This window comes from Chromohalobacter israelensis DSM 3043 (genome assembly GCF_000055785.1).
In the GTDB taxonomy this organism is placed as follows: Bacteria; Pseudomonadota; Gammaproteobacteria; order Pseudomonadales; family Halomonadaceae; genus Chromohalobacter; species Chromohalobacter israelensis.
Genome location: NC_007963.1, coordinates 2,109,019 through 2,123,836, shown reverse-complemented (window position 1 = coordinate 2,123,836; position 14,818 = coordinate 2,109,019). Strand labels below are relative to the sequence as shown.

Genomic DNA, 14,818 nt, shown 5'->3' with positions numbered 1-14,818 from the left:
GGCTCAGGTGACCGGACAGGCGACACCGGTCCCTTTCAAGCCGCAGTAGCCGGCCGGATTCTTGGCCAGGTACTGTTGGTGATACTCTTCCGCGTAATAGAAGGCATCGAGTGGCGCGACTTCCGTGGTGACGTTGCCCATTCCCTGCTGCTGCAAGGCCTGGTCGTACTCCTGCAGGCTCTTGTCGACCAGCGGGCGCTGCAACTCATTGGTGGTGTAGATGACACTGCGATACTGCGTGCCGATATCGTTGCCCTGGCGCATGCCCTGGGTCGGGTCGTGCGCTTCCCAGAAGGCTCGCAGCAGCTCGGGTAACCCGATCTCGGTAGGATCGAAGATCACGCGCACCACTTCGGCGTGCCCGGTGCGTCCGGTGCAGGTCTCTTCGTAGGTGGGATTGGGTGTCTGGCCGCCCGCGTAACCCACTGCGGTGACGTACACGCCGGGCATTTCCCAGAACAGTCGTTCGGCACCCCAGAAGCAGCCCAGTCCCAGCACGATTTCCTCGTACTCCTCGGGGAAAGGAGGCAGCATCGTGCGCCCGTTGACATAATGGACGCCGCTGATACGTATGGGCGTATCGCGCCCTTCGAGAGCCGTTGCCGGCGTGGGAAGCTCGAGCGATTCATGTGGCCACATAGGACAATCTCGTATGACGATGAGTAAAGAAACACCGGGGCCCTGCCCATGCGGGCAGCCACGGCGCTTCGCTGAATGCTGTGCACCGATCCATGCGGACCCGCGACGCGCCAGGACGCCGGAGGCGCTGATGCGTGCACGTTACAGCGCCTTTGTCTGCGAGGCGCACGCGGTCCTGATTGCCACCTGGGATCCCGCCACGCGCCCCCGGGCCGAAGCCCTGGCGAGCGGCGCGACACGCTGGCTGAAGCTGACCGTCCATGACAGCACCCAACAAGACGAGAATGGCACGGTGACGTTCAGTGCCGATTTCATCGACGCCGGAGGTTTCCAGCGTCTCACCGAAACCAGCCGCTTCCGTTTCGCTGCCGATGCCGACCAGTGGTTCTATGTCGACGGCGATGCCCAGTGGCAGCGCCTCGACATTGGCCGGAATGCCGCCTGTCCCTGCGGCAGTGGCCTCAAGGCGAAACGTTGCTGCGCCCGAGGCTGAAGGTATAGATCAAGTCTAGCGCCTGGGCCGCACCGGAAACCGCTTCCAGATACAAATTCTGGATCAGTCGATAACGCAAGGTCAGCTCGGCGATGGGGGAGAAAATGCCAACGCCATAGCTAACTTTCAAGTCATCGAAGACATAACCACTGACCACGACCTGGCTGTCTTCGCCCGAGCCGGCCGTGTCGAGGCTCAAGTCATCGACGCCGAAGGCCTGCCCGAGCTGCCCCACGGCGCGCCCGCTTTGCGACAATGAAAGCCCGATCAGCGCCGACGTCAAGGCGCCGTCGCCGCCATCATCGTCCGGCGCCCGCCCGCGCAGCAAGTATGACAGCGCGCGGCTTTCCGGCATCGCCGGCTCCGAGAAAATGCTCAATTGCGGATTCTCCGCACGGCCCGTGACACGCAGCCCGGCGGTCACGTCGTCCTCGATGGTATCGGGGTTGCGAATCGCCTCGAACTGCAGACGCGGCTGGGAAGCCGGGCCGCTGAACAGGATCTGCCCCTGACGGATCACCAGGTCCTGTCCGAACGCGGTATAGGCGCCGTCGACGAGCCTGACATCGCCGAACAGCTGTACCGGCCCATTGCCCTGACGTACCTCGAGTTCGCCCTCGAGTTGCGACTCCAGCCCGTAGGCTTCCAGGCTGATGTCCGGTCCCAGACTCAGCATGACACTGACGTCCAGCGCCATGCCCGCCTCGGAAAGCGCCTGGGCGGTGGCTTCGCCCTGCTCGCCGGATGCCTTCTCACCTTGCTGCGCGGCGTCCTGCTCGCGGGTGATGATGACCTCGTCACTGCTCGGGGCCACGGCCGAGGGCGGAATCTGACCGACTTCCAGGCGTCCCCAGGGAATGTCGACATCGCCGCGCACGCGCAGACGCGTGGGACGCGCATCGACGCTGAGGTCCGGCGCCACCCGCAGGCGTCCGAACTGCGGCAGGCTCACCAGCAACGGATCGTCCTGGCCGTCGATCTCCAGATGAGCGCGCCATGCCGCCGGGTCCTGCCAGTCCGCATCGCCGACCAGATCGAGGCGGCCCTCTTCCCCGGCCACGAAGCCTTCGATACGTCCGCCCTGGCCGGCGAGGTCGAGTGCCAGGCGAGCGTCTTCGATCGCCACCGGGATCGCCGGGCCACGCGCGACCACCTCGTCGGCAGTCAGTTGCCCGTCAAGATCGGGACGGCGCAGGGTCCCGCCCAGCGCGACGTCACCGTTGAGCGCACCTTGCAGCTCGGAGAGACCCTCGACGAGCGCCCGATACGGCGCGAAAGCGACTTCGTCGACCTGCAGGCGCCCTTCCAGCGCGCCTTCGCCCAGCGGCTCGTCGATGCCCAGGGTAAGCGCCGAACGTCCCGCGTCGCCCTGGTCGAGTCGCAGCCGGGCATCGGCACGCGTCGGCGAGGCGTCGAAACGCAGTGCCAGGCGGCTGTCGGGGAGCTCCCAGGGGTTGCCGCGGGCGTCTTCGCCGGTGACCGTCAGCTGGCTGTCGAGCTGGCCCTCGGCATTCCAGTCCTGACCGCCATTGCGCCACCCGAGGGTGGCCTCGCCCTGGGTCTCGCCTCCCATGCGCCAGCCCGATGGCAGCCGGTCGGCGAACATGTCCATGGGAATATCGCGCAACGCCAGAGCTGCCTCGCCCTGTGCCGCGGAAAGACGCGCACGCTCGGTCAGACAGGCCCTGCCGCCCTGTTCGCGGGTCAGACAGAACGGCGCTAGCGTCACCTGGCCGGCGGCCAGGTCGGCAGTGACGTTCAGGTCGTCCTCGAGCGAGATATCGCCGTATTCCGTGGCAAGATCGAGCGGCGCCAGCACGCCTCGATAGCGTTGTGCCGTGCGGTCGTAATCGCCCTCGAGGGTGAGTCCTGCCCGGGACACCGGCATTCCCGTCCCCAGCTCGGCATTGAGCGTCAGGGTGTGCTGGGAAAGACGCCCGCCGAGCGTCGCGGCCAGCGTTTCCACGCGTTGGCCCCCCGCGTCGAGTCCCTCGACGTCCAGATCGACGTCGACGCGCGGATCGTCGAGCCCTTCACTACGGGCCTGCAGCGACAATGTCTGGACTTGTTGGGTCTGAAAGCGCAATGACTCGCCATTCAGGTCGAGCGAAACCCGGGGGGCGTCGAGACTGCCCTGCGCCTGGAGATCCCCCTGCAGCGCTCCCCCGAGACCCGGCCACAGCGATGCCAGTCGCGGTGCATCGAGGCGTCCGCTCAGGTCGAGGCGCTGCCCGATGCTGCCTGTCGCGGAAAGCCGGTTGTCCCCCTGGCGAAGATCGAGCCGATCGATGACCCACTGCATCTGGCTGTTGCCCTCGAGCTGGGCGTCCAGGTGCAAGGGTCTGTCCTGCAGGGTCCCGTCGATCGCCAGGTCGGGCACGCGCAGCCGCCAGCCCTGTGCCGGCATGTCGAAGGCGATGCGGGCCTCGCCGTTGAGCGTGCCATCCACGGCGTCGGTGAAGGCGCCCACGGGCAGTGCATCGAGCGTGACTTCGCTTTCCACGGCAAGCGCCGGCGACCAGTCCACGTGTCCCCGGCCGTTGAGCGTGCCGCCTTCGGCACTCAGGGTCAGTGGCGCCCAGGCGAAGCGCGAGCGGTCGCCGTGCCCCTCGAGGGTCAGGCGGCTGGCCGGCAGGCCCTGACCGCTGACTGCCAGGTCGAGGGTGGTACGGTAGTCGTCAAGCGAGCCCTCGGCCTCGAGGTCCAGGTGGTCGAGGCGATATGGCGCGGACGTGCGCGCCAGGCGTTGCGAGGCTGCCAGCGCCCCGGTCGTCAGTCTCGTCGACGAGGGCAACGCCTTCGTACCGGCCAGGGGCCAGGTGATGTCCCGAGCCGCGAGCGTGAGCGAAAATGGCAACCTGGGCGACAACGCATCGAGTTCGGCTTCCAGGCTGGCCGTGACGGGGCCTGAAGCGTCGAGGGACACCGCCAGATCCGCCAGCGAGCCCGACACCGAGAGCGTGGCGTGCTGGCCCGCCAGCGGCGCTCTGGCGATCTGCGTGTCCAGCCGCCCCTGAACGGGATACTCGCCTGACAGGGTCGCATTCAGCGCGAGCTCCACTTCCCCGTCGTCGCTGCGTACATGCAAGCGATGGATATCGACCTGATCGTCACGCGCGGAAAGCGACAGCGTGGCTCGGGTGACGCGGTATGGCGTCGGCCCCTGCAGCGCGAAATCGTTCACCACCACGCTGGGAGCGCGAATATCGAGAGGCAGATCGATATTCGGCAGCTCGCGTCGACCATCGGGCGCAGCGCCCTCCTGCGAAGAGGTCTCAGCCTGGACGGTCGTCTGTGGCGCCGCTGCCGGCACGGAGGCATTGCCTGCGGTCTGCACCGCCGCGTCGATGCTGGTGGCCGGGATGGACGGCGTCGCCATGTCCTGGGTCAAGCGTTGCCCGTCGCTCGTCGGCAAGCTGACCCGTGCGCCGTCGAGCCGTGTGGGGAGCAGCGTGAGTTCATCCCCCGCGATGCGGGCACCGGTCGTGAAGAATGCCCATTGCACGCGGGTCCCGTCGGCCAGTTCGACGCGCACGTCTTCCAGCCCGAGCGCGCGCAGTTCGATGGGAAACGGGAACCAGAGCGTCGGCATGCCCCCGCCGGCGGTGTCGGCGGCTGGAGGATCGGCAGGCGCTGACGCGCTCTGCACCACCCGGGCGCCCGTCACCTGCAGCCCTTGAAGACACAGCTTGCCCTCCAGCAGACAATCCTCCGCCCAGCTCAAGCGCAAGCGCTCGGCGTCGACGGTGAGCGTGCCCAGCTCGAGGTGCAGACCGTGCAAGGTCAGCGTATCCAGCGGCGAGCCTTCCACGTCGGCGATCTCGAACCAGCCACGCGCCTCCCCCTGATCGGCCAGCCACGCGGTCCCCCAGGGCGACAGCGCCGTCCCGAGCAACAGCAATACCAGCCCCAGCAGCCAGAGGGGCACGTAGATCAGCGCGCGGATCAGAATTCCGGCCCGATGGCGAAGTGCAGACGCCACGCATCCTCCTCATTGTCGAACGGATGGGCGATATCGAACCGCACCGGACCCACGGGCGAGATCCAGCGAACCCCCACCCCGGCCCCGGTCTTGAGTTCCTCGGGCCACCAGGCGTTGAAGGCGTTGCCGGTATCGACGAAGGTGGCTCCCCACCAGTTGCCGGTGACTCGGCGCTGATACTCGGCACTGGCGGTCAGCATGTGCTGGCCGCCGAGCAGTTCGCCGTCATCGTTTTCCGGAGACAGGCTTTCGTAGCTGTAGCCGCGCACGCTCTGATCGCCACCGGCGAAGAAGCGCAGCGAGGGGGGAATCTTGTCGAAGGTGTCGGTCGCCGTGGCGCCACCGCCGATGCGGCCGACGAAGCGATTGTCCGAGCCCAGCGTACGAATCCATTGCGAGTCGAACCTGGCGCGCAGAAAGCGTGCGTCCGAGCCCCAGGCGGGATCGGAGACTTCCAGCGCCAGGCGCTGGCGATCCCCCCACCTGGGGAAGTTGGGTTGCCGCGTGCGCGTGCGGGTCCAGCTGATGCCGGGATACAGCAGGAGCACCTGCTCGTCCTGATCCGCCTGGGTGAAGTCCTCGTAGGTGGTTCGGAAGTAGAGTTCTTGTACCCAGTCGTTGTCGAACTCCCAGCGCCGGGCAAGCTCCACCGAGCTTTCCAGACTCTGGGTATCCTCGTTATCGAGACTGCGCAGCCCATAACTGAGGCGATAACTGTCGCGCAGGGGATTCGCCAGAGGCATCACGTACTCGCCATCGAAGCGTTGTTCCGGTCCCGAGAGATAAAGCGAATTGGACAGGCTGTGACCGCGGTCGTTGAGCCAGGGCATTTCCCAGCTGAATTGCACCCGTGGCCCGACATCGGTGGCATAGCCGATGCCGGTTTCGAACTTGTGCCGGTCTGCGGGGACGAGATCCACATCCACCGGCACGTCGGTGCTTTGCAGGCCATGCAGACGGCGCACGGCGGCCAGCCCCGCGCCGCTGCTCAGGGGCGGCGTGCGCCCCGTGGCCTCTTGCCACCATTGCCCGCCCCGCGTGACGTTGCGCTCGTCGCCGATGCGCGGGCGAACGGCGATGCCGCGAAACCAGTTGGTCTGTCCCAGACGCTGGTTGTATTCGGCCAGTTGCCCCGCCAGATAGGGATCGCCCTTGGTGAAAGGCAGCATGCGCCGCAGACGGGCTTCTTCGATTTGACTGCCCGCGAAACGAATATCGCCGAAACGGTAGCGAGGACCGCTGCGCATGCGCAGAAACAGGCGTGCGCTCGCCTCCCAGGGGCGCACTTCCATGCGTTGTTGCGCGAATCCCGCATCGAAATAGCCCCGTTCCAGCGCCAGTGTGGAAAGCCGGGTCTTGGCGCTGTCGTAACGGTCGTGGCGAAGCGGGTCGCCTTCCTCGAGCGGTATGCTCGCGAGGGCCTTCCGGAAGGCGGGATCGTCGCCGGCAGCGCCGTCGACGCCCAGATCGAGTTGCGTGATATGGGTACGGGGCCCGGGATCGATGGCGATCACCACGTCGCCAGCGAACATGCCGTCGGGATAGGAGGTCTCGATCTGGGGCGAATAATAGCCGAATGCGCGCAACGCTCGTTGCGTACGCTCACGGATATCGCTGTCGAGACGCGCCTCACTGATGTTCCGGGTATCGAGCGGCTCGAGGAAGTTGACGACGTTTGTGGCAGCCGGGCCGTCGAGGCCTTCGACCGACGCCTCCAGGGCCATGGCACTGGACGTGACGACGCTCAAGGCCACCCCGCAGAGGAGGCGCTGCACGGCTGAGTGACGCAGCGTTCTCATAACGCCTGGGGGGACGCGCCGAGAACGATCGAGGGCCGGCCGAGGCCGTGCCCTGCAGGAAAACCATGATGGATATTCAATGACTCGGTCCTTGTCATGCAATCGCGTGGTCAGTCTGCCCTGGATACGGCGTCACCGAGACGCCCCGGAAAGCGCTTCCAGACTGGCATTGAGAGCCAGTTGCCCCTGGCGAAGTTCCCGAATCTCGTCCTTGAGAGCGGCCACCTCGTCGGCCACCTGGTCGTGGTTGCCGGACAAGGCTTCGATGCGTGCGCTCAGATCGTCGAGGTTCGCTTGTATCTCGTCAAGCGTCGTGTCGCGTGCCTGCCCGGCTTCGGCCAGTTGATCCAGGCGTTGCGATAGTTCATCCAGCTGCGCCACTTGCGTGTCGAGCCGCTCCTGCTGCGAGGAGAGGGTGTCCAGGCGTGAGCTCAGGGTGGCGCGTTCGTCCTCCCCGGTGTTTTCCAGTGCCTCCAGCGCGGTTTGCTGTGCGGCGATGAGGGCCTGCTGGGCTTGTTGATTCTCGCGCAGGGTATTCAGCGCCGACTCGGCATTCGTCCCGGCACTCAACTCGTTGACCTTGTTCTCCAGGTTGCCGACCACCGTGCGTGACGCTTCCAGCTCGTCGCGCAGGCGATCGAGCTCCCCGCGCAGGCTGTCGCCGGACGCGTCCAGCGAGCTGCCCGTGGCATCGAGACGATCCGTCAGCGTGCTCTGGCGGGCCTCGAGATTGGAAAGTCGGGCCTGCCAGGCCTGGCGTTCCTGCCAGTAAAAGCCCGTGATGACGACGAGTGCGGCGATGAGCAACAGCGTCAGGCACCAGAGTGGCCACACGCGGGTACGGCGACGGCGCGAACCGCCACTCGCATGACGCGGACGACTCCCGGCGGGAGCCGCACTCAGGTGATCGCTGTCGCGCTCGGGGACGATACGCGGTTCCTGACGTGTCTTTTCCGATCGTTCAGACATGCTCGGGTCTCGTCTCGAATACGTTATTTATCAATGACATGGCGACTCGGCGGTCAGCGTGATGACGTTGGCCCCCAAGGGGGACGGTGCTAAGCTGACGGTCACCATCGCACTCGTGAATGTCCTGCATTGTAAGGTTTTTTGATCCCGAGAGTGACCCCACCCCGTTAACGCGAGGGGACATTGGCGACCATGCTACAAGGAGAGCCCCATGGTATTTGAATTGCCCGCGCTGCCCTACGAAAAGAACGCACTCGAACCCCATCTGTCGACGGAGACCCTGGAATATCACTATGGCAAGCATCATCAGGCCTATGTGAACAAGCTCAATGAGCTGGTCCAGGGCACCGAGCACGAGGACAAGTCGCTCGAGACGCTCATGCGGACCACGACCGGAAGCGTGTTCAACCAGGCCGCGCAGGTCTGGAATCACACCTTCTATTGGCACTGCCTTTCGCCGCACGGCGGCGGCGAGCCCGGCGGTGCGCTGGGTGAGGCGATCCAGGCGAAGTTCGGAAGCTTCGAGGCATTCAAGGAAGCGTTCAATGCCCGGGCGCTGGAGCATTTCGGATCGGGCTGGACATGGCTGGTCAAGACCGACGAGGGCGGCGTGGACATCCGCAATACCGACGACGCGGATTCGCCCATCGCGCATGGTCTCACGCCATTGATGACCATCGACGTCTGGGAACATGCCTACTACATCGATTACCGCAACGCGCGTCCCAAATACCTGGATGCCGTCTGGCACATCGTCAACTGGGACTTCATCACCCAGAACTTCAACGACTGAGAACCTCCGGGCCGAATACGCTCTCCCCTCCTGGCTCGCCCGCTTCACGCGGTGAGCCCCGCATTGGCGGGGCTCGTCGGGGTCAGGCGCCTGTCGGATCCGCTCGCCGGCCAATACCGCGATAGATCAAGCCGCGAGCCGCGACATAGTCGGGATCGAAGATGTTGCGTCCGTCGAGAATCAGCGGCGTGGCCATGCGCTCGCTCAATTGCCGCCAGTTGGGGTTCCAGTAGCACTTCCACTCCGTCACCAGCATCAGGGCATCCGCCCCGTCGCATGCGGCATAGAAGTCGTCATCGCAGAACGTGACGCGTGGGTGATCGCCATACAACGCACGCAGCGCCGGCAATGCCTCGGGGTCGTGAACGTTGACGTTGACGCCCTGTGCCAGCAAGGCATCGAGCAGGGTGAGCACCGGTGCCTGGTCGATACGCGTGGTGCCGGGCTTGAACGCGGCCCCCCAGATCGCCACTCGACGCTCGAAGAGCTGGCCGTGGAAGTGGTTCCAGAACTTGCGGAACAGCGTCTCCTTCTTCTGCTCGTTGATATCCAGTACATGCTCGAGCAACAGCGACTCGCGCCCCGAGGCATGCTGGACATCGGCCAGACGCATGAGATCGCGCGAGAAGCTCGGACCGCCGAAACCGCAACCGGGATAGAGATACTCGAAGCCGATGCGGCTGTCGGCGCCCATCCCCAGACGCACGTGCTCGACATCCACGTCCAGGGAATCGGCGAGCCCCGCCAGCTCGTTCATGTAGCTGATGCGCGTCGCCAGCATGCCGATGATGGCAAGCTTGGTCAGTTCCGCGGCGCGCCGCGGCATGAGCTGGAAGACGTCTTGCCGGCGGTTGAAGGCGCGCAGCAATTCGCGGACCTGGTGCGTGGCCTGGGTGTCCTCGCTGCCCAGCAGCCAGCGCGAGGGACGCGTGAAGGTCTCCCAGGCACGCCCTTCTTCCAGCATGTCCGGCAAGGCGACGGCCACCTGTCCGGCATGACCGAGCAAGGCCTCGAAGCGTTCGGTGTGACCCACCGGGAAGGTCGAGTTGTTGATCACCACCAGCGGCGTGCTCTGCGCGGCCGGCACGTCGGCCACATACGCCTCGGCCGCGTCTCGCTGGTCGGGTGCCAGGGCCAGCCAGTGGATGTCCACCTCGCCATGCGCAGGCGTCTCGGCAATCGTCAGCAGGCCCGAGCGGCAGCCGGTGTCGATCTGTTCCTTGAGCCCCGGCTCGCGTATCAGCCATTCGGCGCTTTCCAGACTATGCCAGGGGAAGTCGGGATGGGGGCACCAGACGACCTGGTGCCCTACCGAAGACAGCGCTGCCGCTGCCACCGCGGCCGAAAGCTCGCTTCCATACACGTTGACGCGCATGGCTCAGCCCTCGTCGGCGTAGCGGCTCAGCAAGGCGCGGAATCCTTCGCCATGCTGGGGATGGCGCTTGGCCAACGCCAAGGTGGCTTCGAGATAGCCCAACTGGTGACCGCAGTCATAGGTCTTGCCACGCATGCGGTAGGCCTCGGCCCCCTGCTGCTGGCGCAGCGTTTCGAGCGCGTCGGTCAACTGGATCTCGTTGCCCGCGCCGGGCGTCGTTTCGGCCAGTAGCGGGAAGATCGCCGCCGGCAGCAGGTAACGACCGATCACCGCCAGGCTGGAGGGGGCCTCCTCGACCTTGGGCTTCTCGACCATGCCGCTCAGGGGGGCGCTGACGCCTGGTGCGGGCGTCTCGCCATCCAGGGCGACGATGCCGTACTTGTAGGTCAGTTCGTGCGGCACGTTCTCGACCATGATCTGGGCCTGCCCGCTCTTGTCGAAGGCGTGGATCATGCCGGCCAGGTCGTTTTCCGGCAGTCCCTCCGCATCGACCAGAACATCGGGCAACAGCACCGCGAACGGGTCGTCGCCGATCACCGACTGCGCGCAGAGAACCGCGTGGCCCAGCCCCAGGGCGACCGGCTGGCGCACGGCGATGATGCTGACATCGTCGGGCACGATGTTGCGGACTTCCGCAAGCAGCTCGTCCTTTCCCTTGGCCTCGAGCATGGATTCGAGCTCGAAGTTCTTGTCGAAGTGGTTTTCGATGGCACTCTTGCTGGAGTGCGTCACCAGGACGATCTCCTTGATGCCGGCCGCGACGGCCTCCTCGACGACATACTGGATGACCGGCTTGTCGACGATGGTGATCATTTCCTTGGGAATGGCCTTGGAGGCCGGCAGGCAACGCGTACCGAGACCAGCGACGGGGAGTACGGCCTTCTTGATCATGCAGGTTCCTTCCTTAGCGTTCCAGGGACGAATGACGGCAGTATGCCATAGCCAAAAGGGCCACGGCGTCACCGATTCGGCATTCCTTTGATGATGTTCAGGCAAAGACGTTCAAGGCCAATGCCTGTTCTCTACCATCATGCGGGATGCGATCCTCAACATCGGCGCATAACGTTGTAGAATGCACGATATTGGCATGCCGACGCGCGACGGGCCACTGCCCTCGCCAGGCGCGCATCGCCGGACCATTTTCCCAAGAGGACACGCCATGAGCGAGACGCTCCGAGACAACGTGGATCAGGCCGAGATCGCCAAGTTCGAGGCGCTCGCCAGCCGCTGGTGGGACCCGGAAAGCGAGTTCAAGCCACTGCATGACATCAATCCGCTACGCCTCAATTTCATCGATGAACAGGCGAACCTGGCGGGCAAGACGGCCATCGACGTGGGCTGCGGCGGCGGGCTCCTCAGCGAGGCGATGGCGCATCGAGGCGCGCACGTCACGGGAATCGACATGGGCGAGGCCCCGTTGGCCGTGGCCCGCCTGCACCAGGAAACCAGCGGCGTGGATGTCACCTATCGTCAGATCAGCGCCGAGGAGATGGCCGCCGAACATCCCGGCGAGTTCGATGTCGTGACATGCCTGGAGATGCTCGAGCACGTGCCCGATCCCGCGGCCGTGGTGCGTGCGTGCGCGACCCTGGTCAAGCCCGGTGGCCACCTGTTCTTCTCGACCATCAATCGCAACCCCAAGGCGTATCTGTTCGCCATCCTCGGCGCCGAGTACGTGCTCCAGCTGCTACCCCGGGGGACCCATACCTATCGCAAGTTCATTCGTCCGGCCGAGTTGTCCGCCTGGTGCCGCGATGCGGGCCTGCGGGTACGTCGCCAGACGGGCTTGACCTACAACCCGTTGACCAAGCGCTATCGACTGACGGCCAATGACGTATCCGTCAACTACATGGTGCACTGCACGCCGGAGTGGACCGGCGCGGGGGACGAGGCATGAGCGACGCGTGGCCCGAGGCATTGCTGTTCGATCTCGATGGCACGCTCGTCGACACCGCGCCCGATCTGGCCTGTGCGACCAATGCCTTGCGGGCGCACCACGGGTTAGAGGCACTGCCCTACGAGGTGATTCGCCCCGAAGTGTCGAATGGCGGTAGTGCCCTGGTGGAGCTCGCGCTCGGACTGGCGCCCTCGCACGCCGATCACGGCGAGGCACGGCGCTTTTTGCTGGAGGCCTACGGGCGCGACGTGGCGCGATACAGCCGCGTGTTTCCCGGGCTGGAGCCGTTGTTACAAGCCTGGGATCGTGCGCGTCGGCCCTGGGGTATCGTGACCAACAAGCCGCGCGCCTACGCCGCGCCGCTGGTCGAGGCGCTGAACCTGACGCATGGGGTGCTGCTGGCCGCGGATGACCTCCCCGTCAAGAAACCCGATCCCGCTCCCCTGCTCGAAGCCGCACGGCGGCTCGGTGTCGCGCCGGGTGACTGCTGGTACATCGGTGATCATTGCCGTGACATGCAGGCCGCGCGTGCGGCAGGCATGTGGGCGGTGGCAGTGCGCTACGGCTACATCGGCGCGAGCGAAACGCCGGACACCTGGCCGGTGGATCGCTGGTTCGAGACCCCGGAAAGCCTGACACGAGCACTGGGCGCCTGATGCGGAGTGCCATCCGCGGACACGGTCAGCTCTTTCTCGGTGCCAGTGCCCGGTTTACCCGGCGACGTGCCCCGGGCGTGAGGTTCGCGGGGGCTGTGCATCGAAAGCCTCACCCGTGCGTTCACGGCTGTCCGGTCCCATCAGCCACAGGTAGGTGGGCATGATCGCGTCGGGCGTGCGCAATGTCGTGGGGTCTTCCTCGGGATAGGCGCGCCGCCGCATGGCGGTACGCGTAGCCCCCGGATTGAGCGTGTTGACGCGGACGCTTGAAGTGCCCGCGAGCTCGTCGGCCAGGAGCTGCATGAAGCCTTCCGTGGCGAACTTGGAGACGGCATAGGCGCCCCACTTCGCCCGCGCCTTCCGTCCGACGCTCGATGACGTCAGGATCACCGAGGCATCGCGCGATGCCTGCAGCAGCGGCAGCAAGGCCTGCGTCATCCAGAGAGGGCCGGTGACGTTGACGTGCATCACGCGCTCCCAGAGTTCGAGATCGTAATCGGCGAAGGGGGCCATGTCGCCGAGCAGGCCGGCGTTATGCAGCAGTCCGTCCAGACGGCCGAATTCCCGGGACAGAGTGCCGGCCAGCTCGTGGTACTCCTTGCTGGTGGCACCTTCGAAATTCAGCGGAAAAATCGCGGGCTGCGGGCCGCCGGCCACTTCGATTTCGTCGTACACCGCCTCGAGCTTGGCCAAGGTGCGCCCCACCAGTATCAGCGTGGCGCCATGTGCGGCAAAGCAGCGCGCCGCGGCACGCCCGATACCGTCACCGGCGCCGGTCACCAGGATCACCCGCCCCTCGAGCAGGTCGGCCGCCGGCTGATAGTCGATATGGCACTCCATAGTTCACCTCCGCCTCGTATCCGTCGGGGGATCAGCTCGGTATGGCCGGCAGCGTTCAGTTGCCGGACTGGTTGAGGAAGTCCTCGGCCATGCTGGCCGCGTTGCTTTCAGGATAGTCGTTGCGTACCCGATCGAGCAGCGAACGGCTTTCATCGGGATGTCCCTGGCGTGCCTTGAGCAGCCCCAGCTTGTACAACGCATCGGGCATCTTGTTGCTTTCGGGGAAATCGTCGATGACCGTCTGGAACGACTTGGCGGCGGCATCCAGCTGCGATTGGGCGGAGTACAGCTCACCCAGCCAATAATGCGCATTGGCACGTAAACTGGAATTCGGGTAGTCGCCGATGAAGTCCTCGAAGGCCTTGATCGCTGCATCGAACTCGCGTGCCTGGACCTTCTGGAAGGCGGCCTGATAGGCATCGCGTCCCTGATCGCCGGTCTGAGCGTCCTGGTCGCCCGTGGCGGATGCCTCTTCCGTGACCGATGCCGCGGCATCAGTGTCGATGGCTTCACGGCGTTGCGAGGCCAGCGTGTCGAGGCGTTTCTCGAGATCCAGGTAACGTTCCTGCGACAGCTGCTTCTGCTGTTCGAGCTGGTAACGGAGCTCCTCGATCTGCCCTCGCAGTTGCTGGATCTCGCGCTGATTGTCCTTCAACTGGTTGAACAGGGCCAGATTGCCGCCCGACTCGCGTGCGGCCGTCTGGTTGTAGAAATTATTGCTCGACTGGTCGGTCAAGTCATCGACCGCGGGCTGGGCCCACACGGACAGCGGGAGCAACAAGGCTCCCGCGCCGCACAGTCTTTTCAGACCGTGTTTCATACGTCACTCCGGCGGCGTGTTAATAAGCGAAGACGACGCGACGATTCTGAGCATAGGACTCTTCATCGTGTCCGCGTACCGCAGGACGCTCTTCGCCATAGCTGACGATCTCGATCTGGGACGCAGAGACGCCTTCCACGGTGAGATACTGCTCGACGGCGCGCGCGCGACGCTCGCCCAGGCCCAGGTTGTATTCACGCGTACCGCGTTCGTCGGCATGGCCTTCCAGCACGACATTCGTGTTGGGATGGCTCTGCAGGTACTCGGCATGCGCGCTCAGCACCGATTCGAACTCGGGACGAATGGTGTCACGGTCGAAGGCGAAATAAATGGTGCGCTGTTCGGGGATGGCGTCACGATCGCTCATCGACGTGCCCGAGGTGCCCTGCCCGTCGCCCATTCCTTGGCTGGACGCCGTGCCTGTACCACCGGCACCAGTCCCTGAGGTGCCATCCATGCTGCCGTCCTGAGTGCCGCCTGTGCTGGAGCACCCGGCGAGAACCGCCAACGACAGGGCGACGGCGAATCCTTTGGCATAGGGTTTGAATTGCATTG

Annotated in this window: 13 protein-coding genes; 4 read left to right on the top strand and 9 right to left on the bottom strand. The window is 65.2% G+C overall.

Annotated elements, in window-relative coordinates; translation table 11 throughout:
• Positions 1–3: 3 nt before the first annotated feature.
• Positions 4–639: a peptide-methionine (S)-S-oxide reductase MsrA gene (gene msrA, locus CSAL_RS09475; protein ID WP_011507164.1), complete on the bottom strand. Its 636-nt coding sequence runs from the start codon at positions 637–639 to the stop codon at positions 4–6.
• Between msrA and CSAL_RS17585 the strand changes: the two genes are divergently transcribed.
• Positions 572–1,132 carry a YchJ family protein gene (locus tag CSAL_RS17585; protein WP_083831135.1) on the top strand — a complete coding sequence of 187 codons (561 nt, stop codon included), beginning with the start codon at positions 572–574 and terminating at the stop codon, positions 1,130–1,132. The two genes, msrA and CSAL_RS17585, sit on opposite strands and share 68 nt — an antisense overlap.
• Here the strand turns inward: CSAL_RS17585 and tamB are convergent.
• The 3 genes from tamB to CSAL_RS09455 all read right to left on the bottom strand — a co-directional run bounded on the left by tamB (position 1,101) and on the right by CSAL_RS09455 (position 7,882).
• Positions 1,101–5,114: an autotransporter assembly complex protein TamB gene (gene tamB, locus CSAL_RS09465; protein WP_244846327.1), complete on the bottom strand. Its 4,014-nt coding sequence runs from the start codon at positions 5,112–5,114 to the stop codon at positions 1,101–1,103. The genes CSAL_RS17585 and tamB overlap by 32 nt on opposite strands.
• Positions 5,078–6,913 (bottom strand): autotransporter assembly complex protein TamA, encoded by a 1,836-nt coding sequence (gene tamA / locus CSAL_RS09460; RefSeq protein WP_011507161.1) that lies wholly within the window; start codon positions 6,911–6,913, stop codon positions 5,078–5,080. The genes tamB and tamA overlap by 37 nt, the downstream gene beginning before the upstream one ends.
• Positions 6,914–7,045: 132 nt before the next feature.
• A complete protein-coding gene (locus CSAL_RS09455) occupies positions 7,046–7,882 on the bottom strand; it encodes a heme exporter protein CcmD (protein WP_043558299.1) in 837 nt (278 codons plus the stop codon).
• A 211-nt stretch (positions 7,883–8,093) separates the two neighbouring features.
• On the opposite strand from CSAL_RS09455, the gene CSAL_RS09450 reads away from it, so the two are divergent.
• Positions 8,094–8,675: a superoxide dismutase gene (locus CSAL_RS09450; RefSeq protein ID WP_011507159.1), complete on the top strand. Its 582-nt coding sequence runs from the start codon at positions 8,094–8,096 to the stop codon at positions 8,673–8,675.
• Between the two features lie 82 nt (positions 8,676–8,757).
• Here the strand turns inward: CSAL_RS09450 and CSAL_RS09445 are convergent, their stop codons facing one another.
• Together CSAL_RS09445 and galU are read right to left on the bottom strand one after the other, a co-directional pair.
• Positions 8,758–10,050, bottom strand: a complete 1,293-nt coding sequence (locus CSAL_RS09445; RefSeq protein ID WP_011507158.1) for a nucleotide sugar dehydrogenase — start codon at positions 10,048–10,050, stop codon at positions 8,758–8,760.
• Positions 10,051–10,053: 3 nt separating this feature from the next.
• Entirely contained in the window at positions 10,054–10,941 is an 888-nt protein-coding gene (gene galU / locus CSAL_RS09440; RefSeq protein WP_011507157.1) for a UTP--glucose-1-phosphate uridylyltransferase GalU, read from the bottom strand.
• A 268-nt stretch (positions 10,942–11,209) separates the two neighbouring features.
• Here galU and ubiG point away from each other — a divergent pair, with 268 nt between their 5' ends.
• The gene (ubiG, locus tag CSAL_RS09435; protein ID WP_011507156.1) at positions 11,210–11,947 is read left to right on the top strand and encodes a bifunctional 2-polyprenyl-6-hydroxyphenol methylase/3-demethylubiquinol 3-O-methyltransferase UbiG; all 738 of its coding nucleotides are present in this window, start codon (positions 11,210–11,212) and stop codon (positions 11,945–11,947) included.
• The gene (locus CSAL_RS09430; protein ID WP_011507155.1) at positions 11,944–12,603 is read left to right on the top strand and encodes an HAD-IA family hydrolase; all 660 of its coding nucleotides are present in this window, start codon (positions 11,944–11,946) and stop codon (positions 12,601–12,603) included. The genes ubiG and CSAL_RS09430 overlap by 4 nt, the downstream gene beginning before the upstream one ends.
• A gap of 54 nt (positions 12,604–12,657) precedes the next feature.
• Here the strand turns inward: CSAL_RS09430 and CSAL_RS09425 are convergent, their stop codons facing one another.
• From CSAL_RS09425 to pal, 3 genes are read right to left on the bottom strand one after another with little or no spacing between them, the layout of a single operon-like run.
• Positions 12,658–13,443 carry a YciK family oxidoreductase gene (locus CSAL_RS09425; RefSeq protein ID WP_011507154.1) on the bottom strand — a complete coding sequence of 262 codons (786 nt, stop codon included), beginning with the start codon at positions 13,441–13,443 and terminating at the stop codon, positions 12,658–12,660.
• Positions 13,444–13,498: 55 nt separating this feature from the next.
• Entirely contained in the window at positions 13,499–14,263 is a 765-nt protein-coding gene (gene ybgF / locus CSAL_RS09420; RefSeq protein WP_011507153.1) for a tol-pal system protein YbgF, read from the bottom strand.
• Positions 14,264–14,282: 19 nt separating this feature from the next.
• Positions 14,283–14,816, bottom strand: coding sequence for a peptidoglycan-associated lipoprotein Pal (gene pal / locus CSAL_RS09415; RefSeq protein ID WP_011507152.1), 534 nt, complete (start codon positions 14,814–14,816; stop codon positions 14,283–14,285).
• Positions 14,817–14,818 lie beyond the last annotated feature (2 nt).